Raw genomic sequence first — 25,464 nt, forward strand, 5'->3', positions numbered from 1 at the left:
CAAGTCGTGTCGCTAGAGAATGGGGGTGAACAGACGGGCCACCCCGTCGCGCAAGCGGATGGCCAGCGGGCGGGCGCGCAACGCCTTCGCCGATATCTCGCCCGACGCATCACGAGCGGCATCAAAAAGGGATTCCAGCCGCGTAGACAGCGCGGTGTCGTACACCTCCACATTGAACTCGAAGTTGAGGCGCAGGCTGCGCGCATCCCAATTGGCCGAACCCAGGCAGCACCACTGGCCGTCTATCAGCATCAGCTTGCTGTGGTCGAACGGGCCAGGCCGTTCGAAGATGCGTACACCGTGCTCCAGCACCTGCCAGTAGTGGGCGCGCGCGGCCCATTGCACCGTGAGATGGTCGCCGTTTGCGGGCGTCAGCACCTCGACGCGCACGCCGCGCAACGCGGCCGTGCTCAGCGCCGCGATCATCGGCTGATCGGGCACGAAGTAAGGTGTCCAGATGCGCACCGAATGCTTCGCCGCGCTCAAAGCGCCCATGAAGGTCCAGCGCATCCTGTCCAGGGCCTCATCGGGACCGGCCTCGATGCCGCGCGCCCAAGAGGTTCCTTGCTCATCAGCCGTTGCGGGCGGTTCGCCCCAGAAACCCTTGCTGAGCCGCTCGCCCGTGGTATCGCACCAATCATCGGTGAAGCACCGCATCAGATGCGCAACCACCGGCCCGCGCAGACGAAAGTGCAAATCGTGACAGGCCTGCTCCGGCGCATCGGGCCGCCAATACGGGCTGAAGATGTTCATGCCGCCGGTGAAACCCGTCTCGCCATCGATCACCAGCAGCTTGCGGTGATTGCGCAGATGCGCGGCATGCAGGCGCGCGGGAATCAACGTCGGGTTGAACGTCGCTGCCGGAACGCCGGCGCGTTGCAAGGCGCGGTAGGCGCTGCGGGGCCTCCAGCGGGCATAGACGTCGTCGATCAGCACCCGCACTTGCACGCCGCGCTCATGAGCCCGGCGCAGCGCATCGACGAACTGCGCCCCGATGCCTTGGCTGTCGAAGATGTACGAAGCCAGCGCGACGCTGTGCCGCGCCGACTCGATGGCAGCGAGCATGGCCGGGTAGGCCTGCTCGCCATCGACGAGCGGCTCGATGCGGTTGCCGCTGGTCAGCGACTGGCCGGTGGCACGTCCCACCAGGTGCGCCAGGCCGGCAAACGGCGCCGATACGGCCTGGGGCATCGTAGGCGCGAGGTCCTGCCGAACAGCAGGATCTGCCCCCGGAAACAGCCGCCGCGCCCGCCGCTGGTAACGGTTGATGCCGAACAGCCCATACAGCAGCGAACCGCCCAGCGGCAACAGCGCGATCAGCAGCACCCACAGCGTGGCCGATCGAGGGTCACGCTTGTAGATGACCGCGTGCCCCGCTGTGGGGATAGCGACCGCCAGCGACACGAGGGTGGCTGCCCATGTCAGCCCGTTGGGGTCGGACACGACAGCCTCCCCATGACTCAAGATTCGCCGCCCGCTGACTTCTTCTTGCGCGCAGGCTTGCTCGCGTCGCTCGGCGGCGTCTCGGCCACGTTCGCGGCATCGGGCTTCTCAGGCTCGGCCGGCTTCGCGGGTGGCTCCTGGCGCTCAAAGACCACCCGTTCGGCCTTGTCGTCCCAGCGGGCGCTGGCGTGATCGGCCTTGCCGATACCGCCACCCAGCATCTCGCGCGCCAGAGCAGTTTCCAGCTCGCTGCGGATCAGCCGCTTGAGCTCACGCGCGCCGAACTCGGGCTTGTAGCCTTCCTCCGCGAAGTGATCGATCAAGGTCTGATCGAAGGTCAGCGTCACGCCCTGGCTGGCGGCGTTGCGGGCCACACGATCGAGCTGCAGGCCGACGATATGGCGGATCTCCTCCTTGCCCAGCGCATGGAAGACGATGATCTCGTCGATGCGGTTGAGGAACTCGGGGCGGAAGTGTCCGCGCAGCACGTCCATCACCTCGGACTTGGTCTTCTCGTATTCCTCGCCGGCGGCGCCACGGGCCTTCAGCCGACGCTGGATGATGTCCGAGCCCAAGTTCGAGGTGGCGATGATGATGGTATTGGTGAAATCCACCACCCGGCCCTTGCCGTCGGTGAGCCGCCCGTCGTCGAACACCTGCAGCAGGATGTTGTAGACGTCGGGGTGAGCCTTCTCGATCTCGTCCAGCAGCAACACGCTGTAGGGTTTGCGCCGCACCTTCTCGGTGAGCTGGCCACCCTCGTCGTAGCCGACGTAACCCGGAGGCGCCCCCACCAGGCGTGCCACGGCATGGCGTTCCCCGTACTCGGACATGTCGATGCGCAGCAGCGCACCTTCATCGCCATAGATGGACTCGGCCAGCGCCTTGGCGAGCTCGGTCTTGCCCACGCCGGTCGGCCCGAGGAACAGAAAAGTCGCCACCGGCTTGCTGCCTTCGCGCAGGCCCGCGCGCGACAACCGCACGGCATCGGCCACCGCGCGCACCGCTTCGTCCTGGCCCACGAGGCGCTCGTGCAGCCGCTGCTCCAGATGCAGCAGCTTCTCGCGTTCTTCCACCGTCAGCTCGTTGACCGGAATGCCGGTCAGGCGCGAGACGATCTGCGCGACATGCTCGGCTTTGACTTCGGCACTGCCCGAGGCGCGCTCGCGTTCCCATTCCTCGACAAGCTTCTTGAGTTCGGCCTCTTTGGCCTCGATGTGCTTGCCCAGCTCGGCGGCCTTGTCGTACTGCTTGCGCGAGGCCACATAGTCCTGCTCACGCCGCAGCTGGTGCAGTTCGGACTCCAGCTCTTGCACCGCCACCGGGCGGGCCGTGGCCGACAGCTTCACGCGTGCGGCCGCCTGGTCGAGCAGGTCGATGGCCTTGTCAGGCAAAAAGCGCGCGGTGATGTAGCGGTCCGACAACTCGGCGGCGGCGATGATCGCATCCTCGGTGATGCTGACCTTGTGGTGCGCCTCGAAGGTGTCGCGCAGGCCGCGCAGGATCATCATGGTCTGCGCTACCGTCGGCTCGGGCACCATCACCGGCTGGAAGCGACGCTCCAGCGCGGCGTCCTTCTCGATGTACTTCTGATACTCGTTGAGCGTGGTGGCGCCGATCAGGTTCAGTTCGCCGCGCGCCATCATCGGCTTGAACACGTTGGCCACGTCCAGCCCGCCTTCGCCGCCACCCTGGCCTGCACCGACGATGGTGTGCACCTCGTCGATGAAGAGAATCAGCTCGCCCTGGTGCTCGGTCACTTCCTTGAGCACCTTCTGCACGCGCTCCTCGAACTCGCCGCGGTACTTGGCGCCTGCCACCATGGCGTTGATGTTGAGTTCGACCAGACGCTTGTCGCGCAGCGTCTCGGGCACTTCGCCGGCGACCATGCGCTGCGCCAGCCCTTCGACGATGGCGGTCTTGCCGACGCCGGGCTCGCCGATCAGCACCGGGTTGTTCTTCTTGCGCCGGGCCAGCACTTCGATGGTCGTCTCGATCTCCTGCGCGCGGCCGATGACCGGATCGAGCTTGCCCTCGCGCGCCATCTTGGTGAGGTCGCGCGAATACTTGTCAAGTTCCGGCGTGTTGGTCGGCGTCTCGGCGCGGCCATCCTCGGCCCCTTTGCCGACCACCTTGCTTACCTGCTGGCGCAGCGCTTGCGGCGTGAGGCCGTAACGGCGCAGCAGGTTGGCCGCCAAACCTTCGCCTTCCTCGGCGAGCCCGATCAGGAAATGCTCCGGCCCGACATAAGAGTGGCCGAGTTCGTTGGAGGCCACGAAAGCACGGCTGAGCGCGTCCTTGACCCGGGGCGACACGCCGATCTCGCCCTCGAACGGCTTATCGCCGCGCTTGGCTTCGGATTCGATCTGGCGCTTAAGGTCATCGACCTTGATCTTGAACTGCCCCAGGATGGTCTTGACCACGTCGCTGTCGGATAGCGCCAGCAGCAGGTGTTCGGTATCGACTTCGGCGCGCCCGAACTCTGCAGCGTGTCGGGCGGCCTCCTGCAATAGGGCCTCGGACTGTTCGCTGATACGGCTGGCGAGCCCACTGCCGCGACGGCGCGCGGTGCCCGTACCGGCCGGGGCGGGTTCGCCGAACGAGGCATCGACGACCTCGTCGGTATCGGCCGCCATGGACGGTGCGTCGTCACCGATGCGGAAGAAGTCGCTGCCAAGGAAGTCTTCGAACAGCCCGCTGCGCGAGCCGAACAAGGCTTCCAGCGGTGAGACGGTGCGCTTTTGCTGGCGCACCAGTTGGCGATAGTGATCGTCACACAACAGCATGGTGCTGTGGCGACCATTGAGATTGGCTTCCACCCGCACCGTGGCGGGCTGGCCGCAGACTTGGCATTGTTTTCTGGCCATGCTGATGCTCCTGTAAAGATTGATCTGACGAGGCACCGCCGATCACGGTGCCTCATCTCTTTGTGGTTTTTGAGAAAAACGCGCTGCCCCGCGTCAGCCGTTGATCGGGATCGAGCGCCCCTGCTTGGGCGTACTGGCCTCGCGCTTTTCCATCGTGATCGTGAGCACGCCGTTCTTGAAAGCGGCCTTGATCGTGTCCTGGTTGGCATCGGCCGGCAGGTTCAGAGCGCGCTGAAAGCTGCCGTAGGAGCGCTCCACCCGGTGGAAACCGCCGTCTTTCGTTTCCTGCTCCTGACGCTTTTCACCGCGCACCAGCAGCACGTCGTTGTCGAGCGTGATCTGGATGTCTTTTTCCTCGACGCCGGGTACTTCCAGGGCGATCTTGTACTGCTTGTCGGTCTCCTGGATGTCCAGCGCCGGCTTCAGCATGCCCGGCCAGTCCGACGGCCAGCGTGGCATGGCCAGCGTCGGGAAACCGAAGCCTCGAAACGCGTCGTCGAACAGGCGGTCGATCTCGCGATGCAATTGCAGGATGGGACTGACGGGCCCACCCGCCACCGGCAGGTCATTGCGCTGCACCGGCAGCGAGGCAGTGCTCTGTTGTTCTTCCTGCTCCTTCTTGAACCAGTTCCAGGGAGCCAATTTCTTGAAATCAATGTCCATGTCACACCTCCAGAAGAAAAATTGAAGACTCTCGCTCACTCCGTTTGCCTGCGGCGACGGACAGCGCGCCCAGACGACACGGAGTGTTCCGCTGACTTTGGCTGCTCATCTGTGCGTATCACCTCCTTCTTTCTGCCTGCTTGGATCTGATCATTGATCCATCGATCGATTTCACTTTGACGAAACCGCCACGTCCCGCCGACCTTGAAGGCCGGAATCTCCCCGTGCGAGGCGAGCCGGTAAAGCGTCCGCTTGCCGACTTTCAAGTAGGCAGCCAACTCGTCGAGTGTGAAGATCGCCTGCTGGCGCGCTGTCATACCACCCCCACAAGTTCCGTCGTCACGCGGCCTCGCCTGAGGAAATTCTTGCAAGACTTTGCAAGATATTGCGCCTAACATGCCGAAAGTCAAGAGTCAACATCCAGCGATCTGCTGGCCGATTGATGTGACTCAATCGTAAGCAGCCAGGAAACAAATGTTGGCTGCCACCGCGATGGTGCTCCCCAAGTCATCAATCTGCAGCCATGTGAAAGGGGAAGTCCATGAACGAGATTGCCCGAGTCGGGGTGGATCTGGCCAAGCGGGTTATCTAGGTGCATGCGGTGGATGCGCGCGTGGCGGTTGCCAAGGCGCTGGCCGCTGACAAGTTTGCGGCCTGGTGCGCGGAGCTGCCTCCCGGCTGCCTGGTGGCCCTGGAGGCCTGCGGCGGTGCGCATCACTGGGCACGCAAGCTGCGCGGCTATGGGCTGGATGCGCGGCTGATTGCAGGCCACTTCGTCACGCCCTACCGCATGGCCGGCAAGGGACGCAAGAACGGTGCGGCCGATGCCGCAGCGATCTGCGAGGCGGCAACCCGCCCGCACATGCGCTTCGTGCCGGTGAAGCCGCCGGCGCAGACGCTGCTGGCCAGCCATCAGCTACGCAAACCTCCCGATTCACTCACGCAGCTTATTCCTGCTTGCCTAGGGACGACCATGTAAGCGGCAGATGGTCGGAGTCCTTTGCGACCAGCACCTACGCGAGCAGCCCGGAGGTGGGGATGCCCTTGGCGATGATCTCCGCCGGGACCGGCGCCTGGGTCAGCGTTCGGCACCTATGCGCAGGTCCACTTGCTGCGGATGTGGCACTCGACCGTGAACACGCCCGGCGTGTAGTCCAGCTTCTCGCTGATGCGCTTGAGCGCACAGCCGCACGCGCAGCGGGTGTTCTCGGGCTCGTGGTGGCAGTCCACGCGCGGCAGGTCCGCCGGCAAGGCGGTGCGCTTAGGCATCGCGCCAGGCTTAGCCGGCGGCTTCTTCTTGCCCAGCAGTTCCTGGAGCTGCGCCTCAGCCGCGGCAAGGTCGGCGTCCAGAGCCTCGTCGAACAGCGCGCGTTGTTCGGCATCGAGCTGCTCGCTCTTCTTGCCGAACTTCAGGCGTCGCAGCTGGGCGATCTCGAACGAGAGCTTCGCCGTAGGCGCTGACATGGGCGAAAAGCATCCGAGCATCACCCCCCAGGATGGCTCTCATCTCGATACAGAGGTGAATCCTCCGCACTATTCGGCTCCCTACGATGATATGGACTGATCACATCGGTAGGGAGAAAGCATGAACTTACGCCATCTTCGCTGCTTCATCGCCGTAGCCGAGGAACTGCACTTCGGCCGGGCTGCTCGACGGCTGCACATCGAACAGTCTCCACTGTCGCGCACGATCCGCCAGATGGAGGCGGATTTAGGGGTGCCGCTGCTCAACCGCTTGCCACGCAGTGTTCGTCTCACACCGGCGGGACAGGTCTTCCTCGAAGAAGCCCGGCGCGTACTGCTGGCCTTCGAGCAAGCGCAGACCAAGGCACGCGCCGCAGCGAACCAGCGGAACACGCTGCGCATCGCACTATCTGGTGACATGGGGCAGGCCCGCTTGTCGGCGTTGCTTGCGCTTTGCCGCGAGGAGGCACCACAGGTCGGCATTCGGATATTTGAAACGCCACTGGCGCAGTTGGTGACTGGACTGCGCAACGACTTGTATGACGCAGGTTTTGCATTGGCTGGTGAAATGGACGCCGGCATCGTCGCCATGCCGGTGTGGCGAGACCCGCTGGTGGTGGCTTTGCCCGCCAGGCATCCGCTGCTGGCTTTCAAGGAAGTGCCGCTGGAGGAAGTGGCGAGCTATCCGCTGGTGCTGTGCGATCCCCAGGTCTGCGAAGGTTGCAGCCGGCAGCGCGAACGGCTGCTCCGCACGGTGGATGCGCCGCCGACGGTAGCCGAGTACGTCAAGACCCATTCCCTGATGCTGGCCCTCGTGGCCGCCGGCTACGGCGTGGGCTTTTCGAGCGCGGCGCATCTGGCGGGTTGCCATCAGGCCGATGTCGTCGTGCGGCCGCTGGCCGACGAGACCGCTTCGCTGACGACCTATCTACTGCGACCCGAAGGCGAAATCATGGAGCCGCTGCGGCAGTTCATCGACCGCGTGGAGCGTGTCGGACGCCCGCAAGGCACCGATCAACGCCCGATGTGACGCGGGGATTTTGGACGGTACGATTCCCTTTCGGTCTGGACCTTGACCCGCATTGCATCGGCGGCCGACCTTTTGCGTCACGGGCATGGATGGCGAATCGGGCCTATCCACCCGGCATCAAGCAAGGCACCTTCAAGCTGTCGAGGTCACAGCAGTGACGCAGAACGCATGAGCCCTTGCTGGATGCAAACCGGCTCAGCCGGAAGTCGCATTGGCGCTTTACCCCGCCCGTATTCCTACGAAAACTTTGCCCTGGTTTTCCGGTAAAGCGCAGCATCCCTTCCTGATCGAACTTGGATGCGCGGCTTTTCAGACCGTTGCGCCGGTAACAAGATTTTTCGCAGGTGCATTATGGTTGAGGTGTAGCGGGCACCGCAAGGAGGTTTGCCCCCTGCGTAACGCTCGGCGACATCGCCGCACCCAACGTCCACCACGATGCCGACCGGCTCGCGCTTCATCGGGTTCTTTGGGCAATCGCTGCGCCCATGTGGGCCGCGCGCGCTTGCCATGTGTCGATCCGACGATGGGAAGAGCGCGATATGCCGAAATCGAGCAGCCACGCCTTTGGCGCAAAGACGTACTACCGACCGATCGAGGCGGCCGTCCGCTGGTGCGGTCTCCTGCGCTTCGAGCAGCGTATTCTGGAAGCGCTGGAGCAGCGTGCCATGCCGGAGCCCGGCGAATTCCCGCGCTGGCCGCTGCTGCGCCTGTATGCCGAGCGCATCTTCGACGCGCTGACGCATGGCGAATTGCTCGGTGGCAAGGCCGGCATCGTGCTGGACTCGCAGCGGCCGGCGCTCGACGACCCCGAGTTGACCGTGCGCCACGTGGACTTGAAAGCGTGGATGTCGCAGTTCTACCCCGGCGATCGGCCGGGGTTTTTGTTTGACGGCATCGAACGCGCGGTGCATCCGGCGGTGAGCGTGGACACGCTCAACATTCTGCTGGCCGATCGCGAAGCAGCGAAGTCGCAACTTGCCGAACTTGCCCTGGTGCATGAAACGCTGCGCACCGCGCACGAAGCACTGGCGAAGGAACATGCCACGCGCGCGGCCAACGACGAACAGGCGCGCGAGCCTGGCCTGCGCAGCGAGACGACTTACCTCAACATCATCGGCGGACTGCTGACGCTGCTGCTGGGCAATTCGCCGTCAGGCGCGGCCTATTCGTCGTTCCGCAGCATGGATGCCGTGGTCAGCGCGCTGATCGCACACCATGAGGGGCGGCCGGGTCTCAGCGAGCGGACGCTGTGGAGCAAGCTCGCGCAGGCGCGGCGCCACCTGGAGGCGTCGCGCTGACGACGCGGCCAGCATGATGCCGATGCGGCGCACTGCAATTGCAGTCGCTGCTTCTGCAATTGCAGTGATTTCGGCGACCGCGGTGTATTGAATACGAGGCACTTTCCGAACAGCGCCAGTGAGCGTCAAGGAGTGTCTCTCATGTCTTCGCAGACCACCGCGCCGGCAGTGCCGGCCGAGCACCGCATCCTGCGCCGCGCCGAGGTCGAAGCCAAGACCGGCTTCAAGCGCGCGCACATCTACAGCCTGATGAAGGAAGGCAAGTTCCCCAAGGCGCTGCGCCTGGGCGTGCGCGCGGTGGGCTGGGACTCGGTGGAGATCGAACAGTGGATCGCCGATCGCCTCAAAGAACGCGCCTGACGCTTCTTCTCGGTTCATGCCATTCGACGAGGAGAAGCTCATGCAGGTGGTGTCCATCATTTCGACCAAGGGCGGCGTGGGCAAGACCACGACGGCGGCCAACCTGGGCGGCTTCATCGCCGATGCCGGGCTGCGCGTGCTGCTGCTGGATCTGGACGTGCAGCCCACGCTGTCGAGCTACTTCACGCTGGACGTGCGCGCGCCCGGCGGCATCTACGAGATGCTGGCCTTCAACGAACGGCGCATCGAGCAACTGGTGTCGCGCACCGCGATCGCGGGCCTGGACCTGGTGCTCTCCAACGACGACCGCGGCGAACTGAACACGCTGCTGCTGCCCGCTCCGGATGGGCGCCTGCGACTGCGCCATTTGCTGCCCGTCTTCCGCACGCACTATGACCTGCTGTTGATCGACACCCAGGGCGCGCGCAGCGTGCTGCTGGAGATGGCTGTGCTGGCGTCCGACCTGGCGCTGTCACCGGTGACGCCGGAGATTCTGGCCGCGCGCGAACTGCGCCGCGGCACACTGCAACTGATCGAGGACATCGCGCCGTATCGCCACCTGGGCATCGAGCCGCCGCCGCTGCGCCTGCTCATCAACCGTGTGCATCCGGTGTCGTCGAACGCGCGGCTGGTCCAGCAGGCGCTGCGACAGGTGTTCCAGGAACAGGCCGGCGTGCAGGTGCTGGACACCGACGTGCCGGCCATCGAAGCCTATCCGCGCGCTGCGACACGAGGATTGCCGGTGCATCGGGTGGAGTACCGGCGGCCAGCTGGGCGCACGGCGCCCGCGGCGCTGGACACCATGCGCACGCTGGCCGGCGAGCTGTTCCCCGCGTGGCGGGAGTGCTTCGCGCTGGTCGCCGGCCGGGCCGATGCGGGAGGGGCCAGCCATGGCGAGCGCACATGAACTGGCGCGCGGCCGTGAACGGCTGCGCGCGCTGATCGAGTTCGCGTTGGGCGAAGGCTGGCGCGTGGTGCGCACGTCCGGCGGGCACCTGAAATTCACGAAACCAGGCTGCGCGTCGATCTACACCAGTTCGACTGCGAGCGACCACCGTGCCGACCGCAATGCCCGCGCGCAACTTCGCCGGGCCGACCGGCAGGCGCAGGAGAACGGCCGTGGCTGAGCTGACGCCGCAGGACATGGCTGCCAAGCTGCTGGCCACCGGCTTCGAGCGCAGCGGCCCTTCGGCCGCGACCTTGAGCGACCCCATCGCCGACACGCCGATGGTGGTGACGCTGGACCAGTTGCGGCCCTACGACCACGACCCGCGCGTGACGCGCAACCCGGCCTATGCGGAGATCAAGGCGTCCATCCGCGAACGTGGGCTGGACGCGCCCCCCGCGATCACGCGCAGGCCGGGCGAGGCGCACTACATCATTCGCAACGGCGGCAACACGCGGCTGGCGATCCTGCGCGAGTTGTGGAGCGAGACCAAGGAGGAACGCTTCTTCCGCATTGCGTGCCTGTTCCGCCCGTGGCCGGCGCGCGGAGAAATCGTGGCGCTGACCGGGCATCTGGCCGAGAACGAGCTGCGCGGCGGGCTGACCTTCATCGAGCGGGCCTTGGGCATCGAGAAGGCGCGCGAGTTCTACGAGCAGGAAAGCGGCCAGGCGCTGTCGCAGAGCGAACTCGCGCGGCGGCTGACTGCCGACGGCTATCCGGTGCCGCAGTCACACATCAGCCGCATGAACGATGCGGTGCGCTATCTGCTGCCGGCGATCCCGACGCTGTTGTACGGCGGATTGGGCCGGCATCAGGTGGACCGGCTCGCGGTGCTGCGCAAGGCGTGCGAGCGCACCTGGGAGCGGCGTGCGCTGGGCCGCACCGTGGCCGTGGACTTCGCCACCTTGTTTCAGGACGTACTGACGCAGTTCGACACACAGCCGGCCGACTTCTCGCCGCAGCGAGTGCAGGACGAGCTGGTGGGCCAGATGGCCGAGCTGCTGGAGGCGGACTACGACACGCTGGCGCTGGAGATCAACGACAGCGAAAACCGCCAGCGTGCGCTGACCAGCGAACCGGCGGCGCCGACGCCAGCGGCAGCGCCTGTCGTGCCTGCTGCACCTCCCCCGCCGGTCTCCGCGCCTCAGCAGCCACCCGCCTCGTCTGTGCCGCGCGACACCACGCCGGTCGCGCCTCCGGCGCCAGCAGCGACACCGCCTGCATCGCCCGAAGCACCGGAGGAACAGCACGGGCAACACGACGAGCGCCTGCAAGGACACATCGTGTCACCGGCACCGACCACCGAGCGCCTGCAATCCATCCAGCGGATGGTCGCGGACCAGCTCGGCGACAAGCTGCCCGACTTCGAGGCCGATGCGCTGCGTGCGATCCCCGTGCAGGTCGGCGGGCTCTATCCCATCTCGGACGTCTGGTACGTCGAGCCGGGGCTGGACGTGCCAGATCGCCTGCGCGTGCACATCGCGCAGTTCGCGCGCGAGATCGCCGGGGAAGCGGCGGTCGCCGACCACATCGAGGCCAGCGTCGGCGGCATCGGCTTCGTCTGCGTGGCGCCGGCCTCGGGCCAGGCGAAGGCGCTGCCGGCGTTCGCGCGGGCGGTGCTGACCCTGCTGCATGCGCTGAGTGCGGCTCCGCCCTCGGCGAACGGATTGGACCGCGCGCGGCTGGCCGACGAGCTGGCGGCGCTGCTGCATGGCCACGGCGGCTCGGCCACACGCCTGAGCGATGCTGCGCTGGTGAAGCTGTTCCGTCTGCTGCGCCTGGCGCGTCGGCTGCTGGACCTGGAAGCCGGTGACCCGGGCCACGAGTCCTGAGCGCGCAGGAGGCTCCCGTATGTCGGCACCGCACCCGCTCAACCAGGCCGTGATCGCCCAGGCCCTGCATGACCTGCGCAACGGCCAGTTGCGCCGCTGCAAGGCCATGGGCTTCGGCGAGGAGGAGTTGGATGCGCTGAAGCACCCCGAACTCGTGAGCATGCTGGTGAATGCCACGGTGTCGTGGTGTTCGGTGTCGGTGAACCGGGAAGTGTTGAAGCGGCTGCTTAGCCAGGTGCACGACGTGGAGCGGGAGATCGCTACGGTGGACCGCATGCTGCGCTTGGGGGCGAGCACGGAGATGGTCAGCAAGTTCTACGGCCTCACGCATCAGGAAGTGGCGCTGCGCCGCGACATCCTCGGGCTGCCCAAGCGCAAGGGCCGGCATCCGGTACTCGACGAGGCGCAGGACGTGGCCTTGTGGGAGCGCTGGAAGGCCGGCGTCGCCGAGCGCCATGTCGCCCTGACCGACGACATGGCGATGCTGGCGCTGACCATGGACCTGGCCGAGGCCATGACCCTGCCCATGTCGGTGATCTGGTCGGCGATACGGAACTGGATCGACCAGGGGCTGGTGTAGCCATGACCACGGGCAGCGCACCACGGCGCGATGGCCCGGTTGCGCTGTCGGCGTTGTTCGACGAGGCGCTGCGGCACCTTGAGCCGAAGGAACCGGCGCAGGGCACGGCGCCGAGCCAGGACTGCTTTCTCTACAGCGGCAACCGGCACGAGAGCGTCCCGCGCGCGCTGTTCCTCGACCGGCGCCTGACGCCGCTGGAGCGCAATGCCTGGCAGGTGTTCCGCCTGCAGCTCAACGACGACGGCGTGACCGCCTTTCCTACCTACGACCAGCTCCGCCCCTATCTGGCGTCCATGCCCTGTGCGTCGCAAGCCTCGCACGAGACCGTGGCGCGCGCCTTGACGCTGCTGCGGCTGACACGCTGGCTCAGCCTGGTGCGGCGGCGGCGCGATCCCAGGACCGGCCGTATCCAAGGCAACCTCTACGTGCTGCACGACGAACCGCTGTCGCCCTTCGAGGCGATGCAGCTCGACCCGGACTACCTGGGCTTGGTCAGTCAGGCGCTCACGCACGCGGCGAAGGCGGTGCAGGTCGTGGGCATGAACACGCTGCGGGAGATCGCCGAAGACCCGCTGCTCAGCGGGCGCACGCTGCCGACCCGCCTGCAAGTGCTGGCGCAGCGCATGGCGCGGCATGGCTGGACGACGCCAGGTTATCCACAGGAGGGTGCGGACCACGAATCCGAAGAAGGCCAGGAAGCCCTTCTTCGGAATGCTGCGCGCCCGTCTTCGGAATCCGAAGCAGGGCCGAAACCCGCGCCGGACGGCTCTCTTCGGATTCTGAAGCAGGACCGTACAGTACGTAATGATCGTATAAATGAAGTACGTACAGTACCGCGCGCGAGGGCCTTGCAGAACCTGCGGCTGCCCGAGCGTTTCCTGCGCTTGAAGGACGAGCAGCAGGCCGGCGCGCTGGTGGCGCTGCAGCAGGTGGACGAGGCGCAGAGGCAGGCCGTTCTCGACGAGTGGGCGGCACGCTGCCACAACAGCGCGGTACGCAACCCAGCCGGCTACCTGTTTGGCATCATCCAGAAGGCGATTCGCGGGGAGTTCAAGGCCTGGGCCGGAGAAAGTGCATCGGCACCGCCAGCGCCCCCGTCACCTGCGCCCTCGTCACCGCCGGCATCCCGTGCGGCTGACCCCGAGGTCGCACGAGCCTACCTGGCTCAGCTCCGAGAAGCCTTGCGTGATCGCTGATGTTGACTATCCCCAGGGGATAGCTGGAACAGACATCTTTCCGCCGCGCTCGATTGTCGCCCGCCGAATGACAGGCGAAACTGTCGCCTGTGAATCAGACGAGGACAGCCACGCACGAGCCCGGCCGACGATGGACATGACGACTTCCCCCGCCACAAACGCACTGCAACCACTACAGCAAGACGTTCAGCGCTTGCTGGGCAGATGCCTGCTGCGCCTTCAACAATACGAGCGCCTCATGAAAGCCATCGTGGCCCACCACGAGATTTCAGGCCCGGTGCATTCGCTGGAGGCCATTCGCGCAGCGCGGATTGAAGATGCCGCGACCAAGACCCTGGGCACGTTGGTCGGACAACTGTTTGGTTCGTATGTCGTCACCGATGGAAATGGCGGCGAGGAACGCGACGACGCTCTTCCCGGCGACGTGATTTCCTTTCGCACGCGCGTGCAACTGAGCCTGTCTGCGCAGGACTACGCCAACACCCAGGCCGACCTCAAAGACCTGGTATCGCTGCGCAACACCCTGGTGCACCACTTCATCGATCAGCACGATCTATGGACCGTGGACGGGTGCCGCGTTGCACAGGACGAACTCGGTTCCGCCTACACGCGCATCGATCAACACTTCGAGCAGCTGCGCGGCTGGGCCGAGCACATGGATCAGGCGCGGCGCCTGGCAGCGGAGTTCGTCCAGTCGGATGTGTTCCACGACCTGGTGGTCAATGGCATCGCGCCGGACGGCACGGTGGACTGGCCGGCCGCCGGCATCGTCCGCGCGCTGCGCGAGGCCGCCGCGCAGTTGGCCGTCGAGGGCTGGACACCCATCGCCGCCGCTGGCCGCTGGATCGCGGACCGGCATCCCGAGCAGCTTCCAGCCAAGTACGGCTGCAGCAGTTGGCGGCAGGTGGTGCATGAGTGCCGCCTGTTCGAGCTTCGCTACCGTGAGGTGGAGGGGCAACGGGCCGCCTGGTACAGACCTCGCGAAGCATAGCCCCGCAACGCGGTCTCACCTCCGCGCGAGCCGCGAACACATCCGCCGAGCTATCCCCAGGGGATAGCCGGCACACACAGCCTTCCGCGCGGAACAAACCGGGCGCGCATGGGCTGCGGTTTGTTGACTGACAGCCTTCCGGCCGATGCCGATGCTGGCGACTCGCCAATTCACCGCGAGTCGCTCCCATGGCCAACGAACGCACAGAACCCCTGCAACTGAATCTCGGATCGCTGCGCAGCGCGATGTCGCTGACGCTGCACACGCACCACGCTTCGCGCATCTGGCACGGCCGCGCGCCGACCGAGGGGCGCCCAGGCATCATCGGTCTCAACGGCTTCATCGGCGCCATGAACAAGATGAAGCGCGGCGCCGAGCAGGACGACCCGTACTCGGACTGGTGGATGTTGCGGATCGAGGACAAGCTCGCCGACACCAAGACCCGTCTGCAGACCCTGCGCGAACAGGTGGATCAGGCCTTGGCCGACGTGCCAGCGGCGCTGTCCCTGGGGGAGAACATGAACGTGCAGCCGGTGAAGCTGCCGCTGTTCGTGAACGCCCAGCTCGGCTTCATGGCGGTGTATCTGCTGGCCGACTACGACGACCTGGCACGCAAACTCATCCTGGCGCACCACACCGCGCTGATCGACCGCAGCACCTTGGAGCGCTGGCTCAATGATGGTGCGCACGCGCTGCGCAGCCTGTTCTCGCTGGCCCAGCAGTACCGCTACTCGGGCACGACGCGCGACGACTTCGCGGCAAAGAACGCGGCGGCGCGAGCGGCGCTGGAGAAGTTCGGCGAGTTGCCGCAGGACGTGCTGGAAGGCACGCGCCGCTCGCGCTTCGCGCCACCGATCGCGCGGCGGACGACCAAGCCCGGCGCGCCGCCTGCAGCGCCCGCCATCGAGCCCGATGCGCCGGCTCACACGGATGGCGCAGCCGATGGTGCGGCGGGCGATGAGGGTGCGGGCGCATGACAGCATCGATCCCCATCAGCCACTCCACGCGCTTCGTGGCGCTGGAACAGGCGGACTTCCAGCGGCTGGAACACGCAGGCTACCTAAAAGGCCTTTTACAGCCTTTTAAGGGTAAGGGGAGTCTGGAGACCTGGGCCAGCCAGTGCGCAGCGCTGCGCGACGACGTGATTGGCCTGGCGCAGCGGCGCGTGCTGCCCCAGGCGCGCGCCTACCCCTTCAGCCTGCTCCACGTGCAACTGGCCCAGCAGGCCACTGGCGCAGGGACGACCTTCCTGCGCTGGCGCAACCTCGACCGTTCCTCCATGGGCGTGGCGTTGTGGGAGGCCCTGCTGGCCAACCCCGCGACGCCGGCCTCGCTGATCGACGAGCTGTACGCGATCGAACTGCAGCGCATCGTGCTGAACATGCAGATCAGTCTGACCCACAGCATCGCTCGCCAAGCCCTGGAATGCGCCAACAAGGCCGCCCAGGCCGAAGCGGCTTACCTGCGGCGCGTCCACGGGCATACCGCGTCCGTTCCACCCACCACCAAGGAGTCACCATGAGCACGCACTTCGTCGGCGAGGGCAACATCGGTTCTGCGCCGGACTACCGCGAATTTCCGAACGGCAACGACGAGCCGCGCCGGCTGCTTCGCCTGAACGTCTACTTCGACAACCCGATCCCGAAGAAGGACGGCGAGTACGAAGATCGCGGCGGCTTCTGGGCGCCGGTGGAGCTGTGGCACCGCGACGCCGAGCACTGGAAGACGCTGTACCAGAAAGGTATGCGGGTGCTGGTCGAGGGCCGCACCGTGCGCGACGAATGGGAGGACGCCGACGAGAACGAGCGCGTCACGTTCAAGGTCGAAGCGCGGCGCGTGGGCATTCTGCCGTATCGCATTGAGGCGGTGACGTTGGGTGCGAAGCCCTCTGCATCTGATAGTGGTGCGCCGCAATCCTGACCAGCCAAGCAGGATCCCCACGGCTGTTCCCGTTCAGCTTGATGACGAGGATGGTCGCGTCTTCGGTCGCCTTGTTCGTCAGACTGGCCACCGATCCGCTCAATCGACCAGCGGCCGGGCATTCTGCGGTCGCACGATCGCCACTAGCGTCCTAGCCCGCGTCAGGCCGACCCGCAGCAGCCGGCGGCTACGTTCAAACGGCGGCTGCTCATTCCTCTCATCGAAGAAGCTCGACTTGAAAGCGCCTTCCACGAGAACGACCCCATCGAACTCCTTTCCCTTGGCCTTGTGCATATTCATCAGGATGCAGCCTTGGGGGTCGCGCTCGGCCGCCACGAGCCGCTCCTGCTCGAGGGTACGTTTGACTAGTTCGCTCGCACCTGCATAGCTGCTCAAGGCGAGCCAACGCTCGCCGAGTCCGGAGGCCAGAGAGTCGGTCGCCCTGAACAGCCGCACTAGCCGGGCCTCGCGGAACAGCTCATTCAGCGCTGGAATATCGTGAAGCACCCAGCGCGCCGCTTTCCAGTCCGCGACAGGTTCTCCGACCAGATCGATGCCAGCCTTGTAGACCGCGACGAGGGCTTTCGCGGCATTGATGCGCGGTCCTTCGCCCGTCGCCACCTTGGCTGCCGCCTCGTCATACTTACGTGCGTGCTCCGCCGCGGCGTTGGTCGGCTCCTCCGCGTTCTTCAGCTTGTAATATCCAGCAATGACCCGGAGCGTCCGCGCAAGGGTCTCTTCGGCCGGGCCGGTCGGCCATTCTAGGATTGACGCCACGACCACCGCCGCCGCCGCGGAAAGCTCAGCATCCCAAACGACATCATGTTCGATGACGGGTAGGGTCTGCTTGTTGTAAGTGTGCGTCTCCGACAGGATCACCGAAAGGTCGGCGATGAGCGAATTGCTTCTCGACAGCACCGCCACGCTCGGATGCTCGACCCCCTTCTTTCGCAACGCGCTGAAGGTCCATATCACCGCTGCATGGACCGTTGCGGCAAACGTGTTCTGCCAGTACGAAACCTGTTTGATGTCTGGGGTGGCCGGCAGCGGACTGTGGTTGTGCAGTACTGCGTCGGCGAACTGAAGGATTCCCGCGTTTGGGCTTCTGTGGTTTTCCCCGCCCAGATCGAACTCGGTGACCTGGATCTCCTCTCGGAGAATATCCAGCCGGCGCGGATCGATATCATCCCGGTAATCAAAGATCCGCTGTTCTGGATCGGCAAGGCAGAACACGTCCGTGACCTCAGCCAGAGCGCGAACGATCCGCCACTGGTTGTCGTCGGTGTCCTGGAACTCGTCGACGATGATCATCGGAAACCGATCGGCAATGAGCTCGCGCAGCGCCGCGCATCCCTCCAGTAGGTCTGCCGCGCCCGCTGCGAAGAGATCGAAGCAGTAGAGCCCTTGCTCCGATGCCAGACGTCGTCGCTCGACCATCCAATCCCCATCGAACGCCGATTTCTGAAGACGTTCCTCCCCGGGGTAGAGAAAGCGGATCGGCCGGCCGTGCAGGAGGCGGCCGTGGGCTTCCAGAATCTCCATGCAAAAGGCGTGATAGGTCTGGACGGTGACGGCCCGCCGTTCGGCTGGCGTCAGGATCTCCTTGCAGCGCAGGAGAACCTGACGGATGGCAGCGCGCGAGAAGCTGAGAAAGAGGATTCCCTGTCCTGGCTTGAGCGTCGCAGACTGGCGCTGGGCCTTCAGCAGGGCGATCGTGGTCTTGCCGGAGCCGGGCCCGCCGAGGACCAAAAGGTGTCCGCCTTGTGCGATGACCGCCTTGCGTTTTTCGCACAGCTCCAGCTTCATTAGAAGAGATCCTCCAAATCGTCCGGCGGCGGTGCTGCGACATCTTCGGAAACGGCGCTCAGCGCCTTGTGGATGGTTTCAAGGATTTCTCGGATCGTCGCCGGTAGCTGGTCGGCGTGCTGGCACTGGCTGATCATCATGGCGGCATAGCCGTAAGCGTCGCCCTTGCGCGCCTTCAGAACCTTCGTCGCCAATGCAGTTACCTCACCATCGCCCGCCGCCGGATCATAGACGCCGACACTGGGATAGTCGGGTCGATCCTTCACCTCATTGAGAAACCGCCTCACAACTGCGATGGGCGTCTCCTTTACGAGCAGCTCCTCAATGCCCTTCTCGGGGGACTCCCAAACCTGCGTATAGCTCTTCAGCTTGTCCATCGCATCCTGGTTCAGCGGGGCGTTGGGTTTGTCGTAGAAACCGAAGGCGAGCTTTCCGAGCGCCGAAAACACCGGACCATGACGCGGTACCGAGCCATCCCCGCCGGCATTGAAAATGCTGACACCAGCCAGATCGAGGTGGGTGTAGTCCTCCGGATTGAGGGACGCCTCCATAATCGACGAAGCTACCGGAAATAGGGCTGCCTCCGTCGATCCCTCCACGACCAGCACCGCCCGGCTCAGAATTGCCTCGGCGAATTGACGCCGTTCGACGCGGAACGTCTTGGACTTAACAGCCTGGCCATCGATCGGCTGGCCTGTCAGAGCGCCGGTCTCGTTGCGGTTCAGGATGACAATCTGCTCATGATCGAACTGTTCGATCACGTAGGGTGAATGCGAAGTGACAATCGATTGCCCCATTTCCGCGAGCACGAACCGCGTCACCCGGCGCTGCGTGTGTGGCGGGAGCGCAATTTCCGGCTCCTCCATCGCGAAGATCACCGATTGCTTGTCCTTCAATTCGGCAATGAAGGTCAGGAGAGCGAAGACCAGCAGGTTGATTGAACCAGTACCCAGCCGACCGAACGGTACGAGATGCTGACCAGGTTGAGCTGCGATAAACAGCCGCACGACTTCCCGGAGATGCTCGCGCGTCAGGTCCGAAGCAAAGAAGGCCGTCGCATCGTCACCAGGCGCCAAGTTGACGAGGTCCTTCGTCATTTCGTGTGGAACCCAACAGTCACAATGACTCCTGGTCGTCGAGCCCGGTGGGCATGTGTGCAGGCCGCTGGCCGGCCTGTGCACATGTCCACGAGGCGTGTTTGATCAGGAGGATGAGTCCATGGGCATTGCCGTAGAAGCTCTGTTCACCAGCGCGCTGGGCTTGCAGCCGCCGTGGGTCGTCGATGACGTCAGGCTCGACACGGCCAAGCGGCGTATCGACTTCGAGATCGGCTGCCACACCAGCAGGCTCGCCTGCCCGGCATGCGGTGCGGCCACGCAACCGGTGCACGACCGGCTGCGCCGATCCTGGCGGCACCTGGACTTCTTCCAGTTCGAGGCCTGGCTGCACTGCGACGTGCCGCGCGTGGCCTGCGGTGCCTGCGGCAAGACCACGCAGGTGGCCGTGCCCTGGGCGCGTCCGGGCTCGGGCTTCACCGCGGCGTTCGAAGCGCTGGCGCTGACCTTGTGCCTGGACCTGCCGGTGCGCCAGGCCGCCGAGTTGCTGCGCTGCAAGGACAAGCGGCTGTGGCGGCGCATCGAGTTCTACGTCGAGCAGGCGCGTGCGCTGGAAGACTTCTCCGGCGTGCGCACGGTGGGCATCGACGAGACCAGCCTGCGGCGCGGGCAGCACTACATCACCGTCGTGCACGACCTGGATCGCAAGCGGCTGCTGTTCGCCACCGAGGGGCGCGAGCACCGCACGGTGGTGGAGTTCGCCGAGGATCTGAAGGCCCATGGCGGCGATCCCGCCCAGGTGCGGCACGTGTGCATGGACATGAGCGCGGCCTACGCCAAGGGCGTGGCGCTGGCGCTGCCCGAGGCGCAGATCAGCTACGACCGCTTTCACGTCGTCTCGATGGCCATCGATGCGATGGACCAGGTGCGCCGCGCGGAGATGGCCACCGACGCGCAGGCGGTGCGAGCCGCGCTGGGCGCTGGCGGCCGCAAGACGCTCAGGCAGCTGCTGTGGGGCATGCGGCGCAACCCCAGCACCTGGAGCGCCCGCCAGCTCCAGGCGATGCACTGGCTGCAGCGCTCGACGCTCAAGAGCGCGCGGGCGTGGCGGCTGAAGATGGCGCTGCGCGAGGTGTACGCACGGGCCACAGCGCACAACAGCATCGAACAGGCCGCATCCGACCTCAGGGCCTGGCTGAGCTGGGCGCGGCGCTGTCGGCTCGAGCCGTTCAAGAAGCTGGCCGCCACGCTCAAGGAGCGGTTCGACGCGGTGGTGCGCGGCATGGTCGATCACCGCAGCAACGCCTTCGTCGAGGCGATGAACGGGCTGCTGCAGCAGGCCAAGCGCGCCGCGCGCGGCTTCAGGACGAGCCAGAACTTCATCGCCATCGCCTACCTGCGCATGTCCAAGCTCAAGCACCTGCCGGCCAGCCCATTCGCGCCGGCGATGCCCCAGTGACAGTGTTGCTTTCCACACGAAACGACATGGAGCCGTTGACGAAGCGTCCCATCCGGGATCGTAACTCTGAGCGGATATGCTTCAGTTGCTCGATCTCGCCGATTGCCGGGTCAAGCGCTTGTAGTCTGGCCAGAGTGTCCCGCCACATCTCGACGGCACCGGCGCCGCCCAGCTTCAATACGGAATCGAGCAACGAACCGCGCTGCAGGCTGAGAGCGCGTGAACCGGTCCGCAACGTCCGCAAAAACACAAAGCCGCAAAGGCGCTTGTGCACACGCGTGAACGGAACACGGCCCTGACCGAGCTTGACCTCGGTTTCTTCGTCGAGAGCATCGACCTCTTTGGTTGGATGGTCGAAGAATGTGTTGCCGACGAAATCGTCCTCTTCCGGGTCGTACCGACCGACAAACAGAAGTGGTAGAGCCCAGATCACTGCCGGACCATCGGCCTTTCCAAGACCATCCTGCTCCTCGTCTATGAACGTACCCGCCAAGTCGTCCCACCTGCGGAGATGGCCACCAAAGCGCCGCTGCGCCTCTTCGGAAAGATCGACCAGGATCGCCTCAATGCGAATTTCAACCGGCGCACCTTCCGCATTCAGATAGCGGCCACAATGAAAGTCATGCTCGTCAACGACAGGCCTGCGGAATATGCGCTCAGGACCGAGGACGAGATCAAGAGCCTCGCACACCGTTGACTTCCCAATGTTGTTGCCTCCGACCAGAAGTGTGTGCCCAGCAAAATCAACACTCCCTTGAGAGACGCATCGGAAGTTTTCAATCTTCAAACGCCTGACGCGCATATATCCTCCGTCCCCGCATCGATTATTCGCTATCGCGGTTATAGCGCAGTTACCTGCAACGGTCTTGTTTCCCTGGAGTCCTGGCTTGGATGCAACGAGTTCACGACTGAGGAGGAGAAAGGACTTGCTGGCGTGTTCGGCTTTCTGAGCCCAGGCGCGCATCGCCCTGTTGGCATCCCGGAAGGTCAGATGACGCGCCTTGGCCGTTCCTTCGCGCTCAACATGTGCTGGTTCCTACTCAAGAACCATCTCGTACCAAGGTAGTTATCTCGGTGTGACGAACCGCAGAACAAAGACTGGCGGCAGTTTCCACTGCCGCCGGAGCTTGTCGCTTCATCAGTTCGCCGGATTGCTGCCCAAGCTCTGCTGATACGCCCATTCGTCATCGCGATCCAGGTCACGCCAACTGTCGTCGGCTCCACCCGTTCCATCGCCCTCGATGAACACCAGCCCGGCGCGACCTGCCTTGCGGTAGATCAGCCAGCCACGGCAGTTCAGCGTGTCCCCATTGAACATGCGATCACCTTCGGGGTCGTATTCGCCCGTCATGGTGCCGTCGGCCTCAATCGTCCATTCGTCGACCGCCGCCCACAGGTCCGTCGTCGGGGGGCACTCGATGTCCATATCGGGCTCGTCGGGGAACGAGGCATTGCTCTCAGCCATCGCACCGGCCACATCATCGGCGTTGTAGATCATTTCGGCCAATGCCTGGCGGGCATGCAAGTCGTAGAAGTCGCCCACACTGACGTACACGTCCGTGGAACCGGCGCTGGCCTTCAACGCCTCGACGCAAGCCGTGGTGACGGCCGACGGTGCCGCGCCCGCCGCTGCAAGGCCGAGTTCCGCGGCCCGCCTCTCGCCCATCGGCAGGTTGAGCACGAGGATCTCGGCATCGTCCAGGTGGTAGTCGAGCTTGGGATCCGCCTCCTCAACGGACAGTGCCGCGTGCGTGCGGTATCCCAGCAACGCGGCAATGACCTCGGAGAGGTGGGAACGCTTGACCGTCAAGCCTTGCGCAGCAAGGACCCGGGAAGCCGCGAAGGCGGCTGAACGTACATAGTTGCTCATCGGAATACTCCGCTACTGTTCGAGCGCTGGACGTTTTGTCGCTGTCGAACAGCCGGTACTCCGGATGATTGAAAGCGAGGGGTACTGCGGGGAGCTGCGAATGCCTGTTTCAAGCTGTCCAGAGCTTGGGCGGGCGCCTGACTATGGATGCTACCCCTGAAGGCCATCTCCCGCAATCCGAATGCCGACGAAGTCTGTCCGGCTACGCGATCCCCCGTCCCCCAGGAAGCGGCTGTAGCAGCCCGCACCCGCTTCCCTTGCGTCAGCGCATCTGCCGCCCGCGTTCTGCACCAGCACAACCTGGTGTCCTCCGCTTCCATTTTGTTTGCTGCCGCGCACACGTCGGCCGGGAATGCTGACGTCCATTCGATGACCGTCACGCACACCCAGGAGGCTTCATGCGCGTGTTTCTGTGCGAGAAGCCATCCCAGGGCAAGGACATCGCCCGTGTGCTGGGCGCCGGTCAACGCGGCAACGGCTGCTACAGCGGCGCGGGTGTCGTCGTGACCTGGTGCATCGGTCATCTGGTGGAGGCGGTTCCGCCCGAAGGCTACGGCGAACAATACAAGCGCTGGGCCATCGAGCAACTGCCCATTCTTCCTGAGCGTTGGCGTGTCGAGCCCAAGGCGGCGACCGCGGCGCAATTCAAGGTCGTGCAGCAGCTCGTCGCCAAGGCGGGCGAGCTGGTGATAGCGACCGACGCCGATCGCGAGGGCGAGATGATCGCCCGCGAGATCATCGACCTGTGCGGCTACCACGGGCCGATTCAGCGCCTGTGGCTGTCGGCGCTCAACGATGCGTCGATCCGCAAGGCGCTGGGTGCGCTCAAGCCGTCCGCCGAGACGCTGCCGCTGTACTACTCGGCCCTGGCCCGCTCGCGTGCCGACTGGCTGATCGGCATGAACCTGAGCCGGCTGTTTACGCTTCTAGGTCGGCAGGCCGGCTACACCGGCGTGCTGTCGGTGGGGCGCGTGCAGACGCCGACGCTGAAGTTGGTGGTGGATCGTGATCGCGAGATCGCGCGCTTCGTCTCTGTGCCGTATTGGGCCGTGGACGTGCTGCTATCCCATGCCGGCCGGTCCTTCACCGCGAGCTGGATACCGCCCGAAGGCAGCACCGATGCAGCGGGTCGCTGCCTTCAGCAGCCGGTGGCGCAGCAGGCTGCGGATTGCATTCGCGCCGCACGCGATGCGCAGGTCGTGTCGGTGGACACCGAGCGCGTGCGCGAGGCACCGCCGCTGCCGTTCGACCTGGGCACGCTGCAGGAGGTGTGCTCCAAGCAGTTGGGCCTCGACGTGCAGGAGACGCTGGACATCGCGCAGGCGCTGTACGAGACGCACAAGGCGACGACCTATCCGCGCAGCGACTCGGGATACCTGCCCGAAAGCATGCTCGCGGAAGTGCCGGCGGTGCTCGATGCACTGCTCGCCACCGATCCCAGCCTGCGGCCCTTGATCGGCCAGCTCGACCGCAACCAGCGTTCGCGCGCCTGGAACGACGGCAAGGTGTCGGCTCACCACGGCATCATCCCGACGCTGGAGCCCGCCAACCTGTCGGCCATGAACGAGAAGGAACTGGCCGTCTACCGGCTGATCCGCGCCCATTACCTCGCGCAGTTCCTCCCGCACTATGAGTTCGACCGGACGGTGGCGCAGTTCTCGTGCGGCAGCCAGTCGCTGGCGGCCGTGGGCAAGCAGATCGCCGTCACTGGCTGGCGCGAGGTGCTGGCGACGCCGGGGCCGGACGATGCCGATGGCGAGGATGCGCAGCGCAGCCAGGTGCTGCCCGCCCTGCATGCGGGCCTGTCCTGCCCGGTCGGAAAGGTGGATCTCAAGGCGCTGAAGACGCTGCCGCCCAAACCCTACACGCAGGGCGAGCTGATCAAGGCCATGAAGACCGTCGCCAAGCTCGTGACCGACCCGCGCCTGAAACAGAAGCTGCGAGATACCACCGGCATCGGCACCGAGGCGACACGCGCCAACATCATCAATGGTCTGATCGGTCGCGGCTACCTGGTCAAGAAAGGCCGCGCCGTCCGCGCTTCCGACGCGGCATTCACGCTCATCGACGCGGTGCCCTCAGCCATCGCCGACCCCGGCACCACGGCGGTGTGGGAGCAGGCGCTCGACATGATCGAGGCCGGCCAGATGACGCTGGACACCTTCATCGAGAAGCAGTCCGTGTGGGTCGGCCAGCTCGTGCAGCAGTACCGCGGCGCAACGCTCTCGCTCAAGCTGCCGCCGGCGCCGGCCTGCCCGCAGTGCGCCGCACCGATGCAGCAGCGCACGGGCAAGAGCGGCGCGTTCTGGTCCTGCTCGCGCTACCCGGACTGCAAGGGCACGTTGCCGATCGAGTCCCCGACGGGCCGGCGCAGCGCACCGCGCAAGCGGCGCGCTGCCTCCAAGGCGTCCTGATCCTCGCTCCCCCCTGCCGCGCCGGCCACTTCACTGGCGGCGAGGCAAACGTCCCGCACCGCGCGGGACTCCAAAGCGCGCGTCTCCTTCTGCAACGGTGTGCGCGCCCCGTCTGCCCGCCATCGGGCGACGGGGCGAGAAGGTCATTGCTCCACGAATCGCGCCCGCCGCCATTCCCTTGATCGGTGTGCCTTGCCTCGGCCACGAGGGGCTTCCTGACGCCTTGCCGCCGCGCGAGCCGTGAGGAGGCCCCTTGGGCCCAGGGTATTC

22 protein-coding genes and 2 pseudogenes are annotated in these 25,464 nt (G+C 65.3%); 15 read left to right on the forward strand and 9 right to left on the reverse strand.

Going from position 1 to position 25,464, the window contains the following annotated elements; genetic code table 11:
• Nucleotides 1–12 precede the first annotated feature (12 nt).
• The 4 genes from cls to TK49_RS07635 all read right to left on the reverse strand — a co-directional run bounded on the left by cls (nt 13) and on the right by TK49_RS07635 (nt 5,290).
• The gene (cls, locus tag TK49_RS07620; protein ID WP_034050559.1) at nt 13–1,443 is read right to left on the reverse strand and encodes a cardiolipin synthase; all 1,431 of its coding nucleotides are present in this window, start codon (nt 1,441–1,443) and stop codon (nt 13–15) included.
• 17 nt (nt 1,444–1,460) lie between these two features.
• Nucleotides 1,461–4,310, reverse strand: coding sequence for a heat shock survival AAA family ATPase ClpK (gene clpK, locus TK49_RS07625; RefSeq protein ID WP_045786171.1), 2,850 nt, complete (start codon nt 4,308–4,310; stop codon nt 1,461–1,463).
• A 93-nt stretch (nt 4,311–4,403) separates the two neighbouring features.
• Complete coding sequence (locus TK49_RS07630; RefSeq protein WP_024973321.1) at nt 4,404–4,973, reverse strand: Hsp20/alpha crystallin family protein; 570 nt, start codon at nt 4,971–4,973, stop codon at nt 4,404–4,406.
• A gap of 35 nt (nt 4,974–5,008) precedes the next feature.
• Nucleotides 5,009–5,290, reverse strand: coding sequence for a helix-turn-helix domain-containing protein (locus tag TK49_RS07635; RefSeq protein ID WP_012761384.1), 282 nt, complete (start codon nt 5,288–5,290; stop codon nt 5,009–5,011).
• A 284-nt stretch (nt 5,291–5,574) separates the two neighbouring features.
• On the opposite strand from TK49_RS07635, the pseudogene TK49_RS07640 reads away from it, so the two are divergent.
• Nucleotides 5,575–5,868, forward strand: a pseudogene (locus TK49_RS07640) (IS110 family transposase); the annotation flags it as partial.
• Between the two features lie 121 nt (nt 5,869–5,989).
• On the opposite strand, the pseudogene TK49_RS07645 reads toward TK49_RS07640, so the two are convergent.
• Nucleotides 5,990–6,419, reverse strand: a pseudogene (locus tag TK49_RS07645) (transposase domain-containing protein); the annotation flags it as partial.
• Between the two features lie 139 nt (nt 6,420–6,558).
• Here TK49_RS07645 and TK49_RS07650 point away from each other — a divergent pair.
• The 12 genes from TK49_RS07650 (at nt 6,559) to TK49_RS07705 (ending at nt 16,590) form a co-directional block, all read left to right on the forward strand.
• A complete protein-coding gene (locus tag TK49_RS07650) occupies nt 6,559–7,467 on the forward strand; it encodes a LysR family transcriptional regulator (protein ID WP_003141071.1) in 909 nt (302 codons plus the stop codon).
• A gap of 539 nt (nt 7,468–8,006) precedes the next feature.
• Nucleotides 8,007–8,765, forward strand: a complete 759-nt coding sequence (locus TK49_RS07655) for a hypothetical protein (protein WP_023123931.1) — start codon at nt 8,007–8,009, stop codon at nt 8,763–8,765.
• 141 nt (nt 8,766–8,906) lie between these two features.
• Nucleotides 8,907–9,125 carry an AlpA family transcriptional regulator gene (locus TK49_RS07660; RefSeq protein ID WP_003141069.1) on the forward strand — a complete coding sequence of 73 codons (219 nt, stop codon included), beginning with the start codon at nt 8,907–8,909 and terminating at the stop codon, nt 9,123–9,125.
• A gap of 40 nt (nt 9,126–9,165) precedes the next feature.
• Nucleotides 9,166–10,032 carry a ParA family protein gene (locus TK49_RS07665; protein WP_045786172.1) on the forward strand — a complete coding sequence of 289 codons (867 nt, stop codon included), beginning with the start codon at nt 9,166–9,168 and terminating at the stop codon, nt 10,030–10,032.
• A complete protein-coding gene (locus tag TK49_RS07670; RefSeq protein WP_013982111.1) occupies nt 10,016–10,252 on the forward strand; it encodes a type II toxin-antitoxin system HicA family toxin in 237 nt (78 codons plus the stop codon). Before TK49_RS07665 ends, TK49_RS07670 begins: the two co-directional genes overlap by 17 nt.
• Nucleotides 10,245–11,903, forward strand: coding sequence for a ParB family protein (locus TK49_RS07675; RefSeq protein ID WP_045786173.1), 1,659 nt, complete (start codon nt 10,245–10,247; stop codon nt 11,901–11,903). Before TK49_RS07670 ends, TK49_RS07675 begins: the two co-directional genes overlap by 8 nt.
• Before the next feature lie 19 nt (nt 11,904–11,922).
• The gene (locus tag TK49_RS07680; protein WP_016446180.1) at nt 11,923–12,483 is read left to right on the forward strand and encodes a DUF2857 domain-containing protein; all 561 of its coding nucleotides are present in this window, start codon (nt 11,923–11,925) and stop codon (nt 12,481–12,483) included.
• A gap of 2 nt (nt 12,484–12,485) precedes the next feature.
• On the forward strand, nt 12,486–13,679 hold the full coding sequence (locus TK49_RS07685; RefSeq protein ID WP_045786174.1) for an STY4528 family pathogenicity island replication protein: 1,194 nt from the start codon (nt 12,486–12,488) through the stop codon (nt 13,677–13,679).
• Between the two features lie 238 nt (nt 13,680–13,917).
• A complete protein-coding gene (locus TK49_RS07690) occupies nt 13,918–14,670 on the forward strand; it encodes an OST-HTH/LOTUS domain-containing protein (RefSeq protein ID WP_045786175.1) in 753 nt (250 codons plus the stop codon).
• A gap of 188 nt (nt 14,671–14,858) precedes the next feature.
• Nucleotides 14,859–15,647, forward strand: coding sequence for a PFL_4669 family integrating conjugative element protein (locus TK49_RS07695; protein ID WP_029578158.1), 789 nt, complete (start codon nt 14,859–14,861; stop codon nt 15,645–15,647).
• Nucleotides 15,644–16,192, forward strand: coding sequence for a DUF3158 family protein (locus TK49_RS07700; protein ID WP_011829933.1), 549 nt, complete (start codon nt 15,644–15,646; stop codon nt 16,190–16,192). The genes TK49_RS07695 and TK49_RS07700 overlap by 4 nt, the downstream gene beginning before the upstream one ends.
• Nucleotides 16,189–16,590 (forward strand): single-stranded DNA-binding protein, encoded by a 402-nt coding sequence (locus TK49_RS07705; RefSeq protein ID WP_032972645.1) that lies wholly within the window; start codon nt 16,189–16,191, stop codon nt 16,588–16,590. Before TK49_RS07700 ends, TK49_RS07705 begins: the two co-directional genes overlap by 4 nt.
• A gap of 99 nt (nt 16,591–16,689) precedes the next feature.
• Here TK49_RS07705 and TK49_RS07710 read toward each other — a convergent pair whose 3' ends face one another.
• Entirely contained in the window at nt 16,690–18,396 is a 1,707-nt protein-coding gene (locus tag TK49_RS07710; RefSeq protein WP_045786176.1) for an ATP-dependent helicase, read from the reverse strand.
• Complete coding sequence (locus TK49_RS07715; protein WP_045786177.1) at nt 18,396–19,493, reverse strand: ATP-dependent nuclease; 1,098 nt, start codon at nt 19,491–19,493, stop codon at nt 18,396–18,398. Before TK49_RS07715 ends, TK49_RS07710 begins: the two co-directional genes overlap by 1 nt.
• A gap of 121 nt (nt 19,494–19,614) precedes the next feature.
• On the opposite strand from TK49_RS07715, the gene TK49_RS07720 reads away from it, so the two are divergent.
• A complete protein-coding gene (locus TK49_RS07720; protein ID WP_045785873.1) occupies nt 19,615–20,910 on the forward strand; it encodes an ISL3 family transposase in 1,296 nt (431 codons plus the stop codon).
• On the opposite strand, the gene TK49_RS24085 is transcribed toward TK49_RS07720, so the two are convergent.
• Together TK49_RS24085 and TK49_RS07730 are read right to left on the reverse strand one after the other, a co-directional pair.
• Nucleotides 20,864–21,874 (reverse strand): ATP-dependent nuclease, encoded by a 1,011-nt coding sequence (locus tag TK49_RS24085; RefSeq protein WP_338051136.1) that lies wholly within the window; start codon nt 21,872–21,874, stop codon nt 20,864–20,866. The two genes, TK49_RS07720 and TK49_RS24085, sit on opposite strands and share 47 nt — an antisense overlap.
• A 174-nt stretch (nt 21,875–22,048) precedes the next feature.
• Nucleotides 22,049–22,780, reverse strand: a complete 732-nt coding sequence (locus TK49_RS07730) for a hypothetical protein (protein WP_045786179.1) — start codon at nt 22,778–22,780, stop codon at nt 22,049–22,051.
• Between the two features lie 398 nt (nt 22,781–23,178).
• On the opposite strand from TK49_RS07730, the gene TK49_RS07735 reads away from it, so the two are divergent.
• Nucleotides 23,179–25,194, forward strand: a complete 2,016-nt coding sequence (locus tag TK49_RS07735) for a DNA topoisomerase III (RefSeq protein ID WP_045786180.1) — start codon at nt 23,179–23,181, stop codon at nt 25,192–25,194.
• Nucleotides 25,195–25,464: the final 270 nt, after the last annotated feature.

The sequence above is a fragment of the Ralstonia mannitolilytica genome, assembly GCF_000954135.1.
GTDB lineage: Bacteria > Pseudomonadota > Gammaproteobacteria > Burkholderiales > Burkholderiaceae > Ralstonia > Ralstonia mannitolilytica.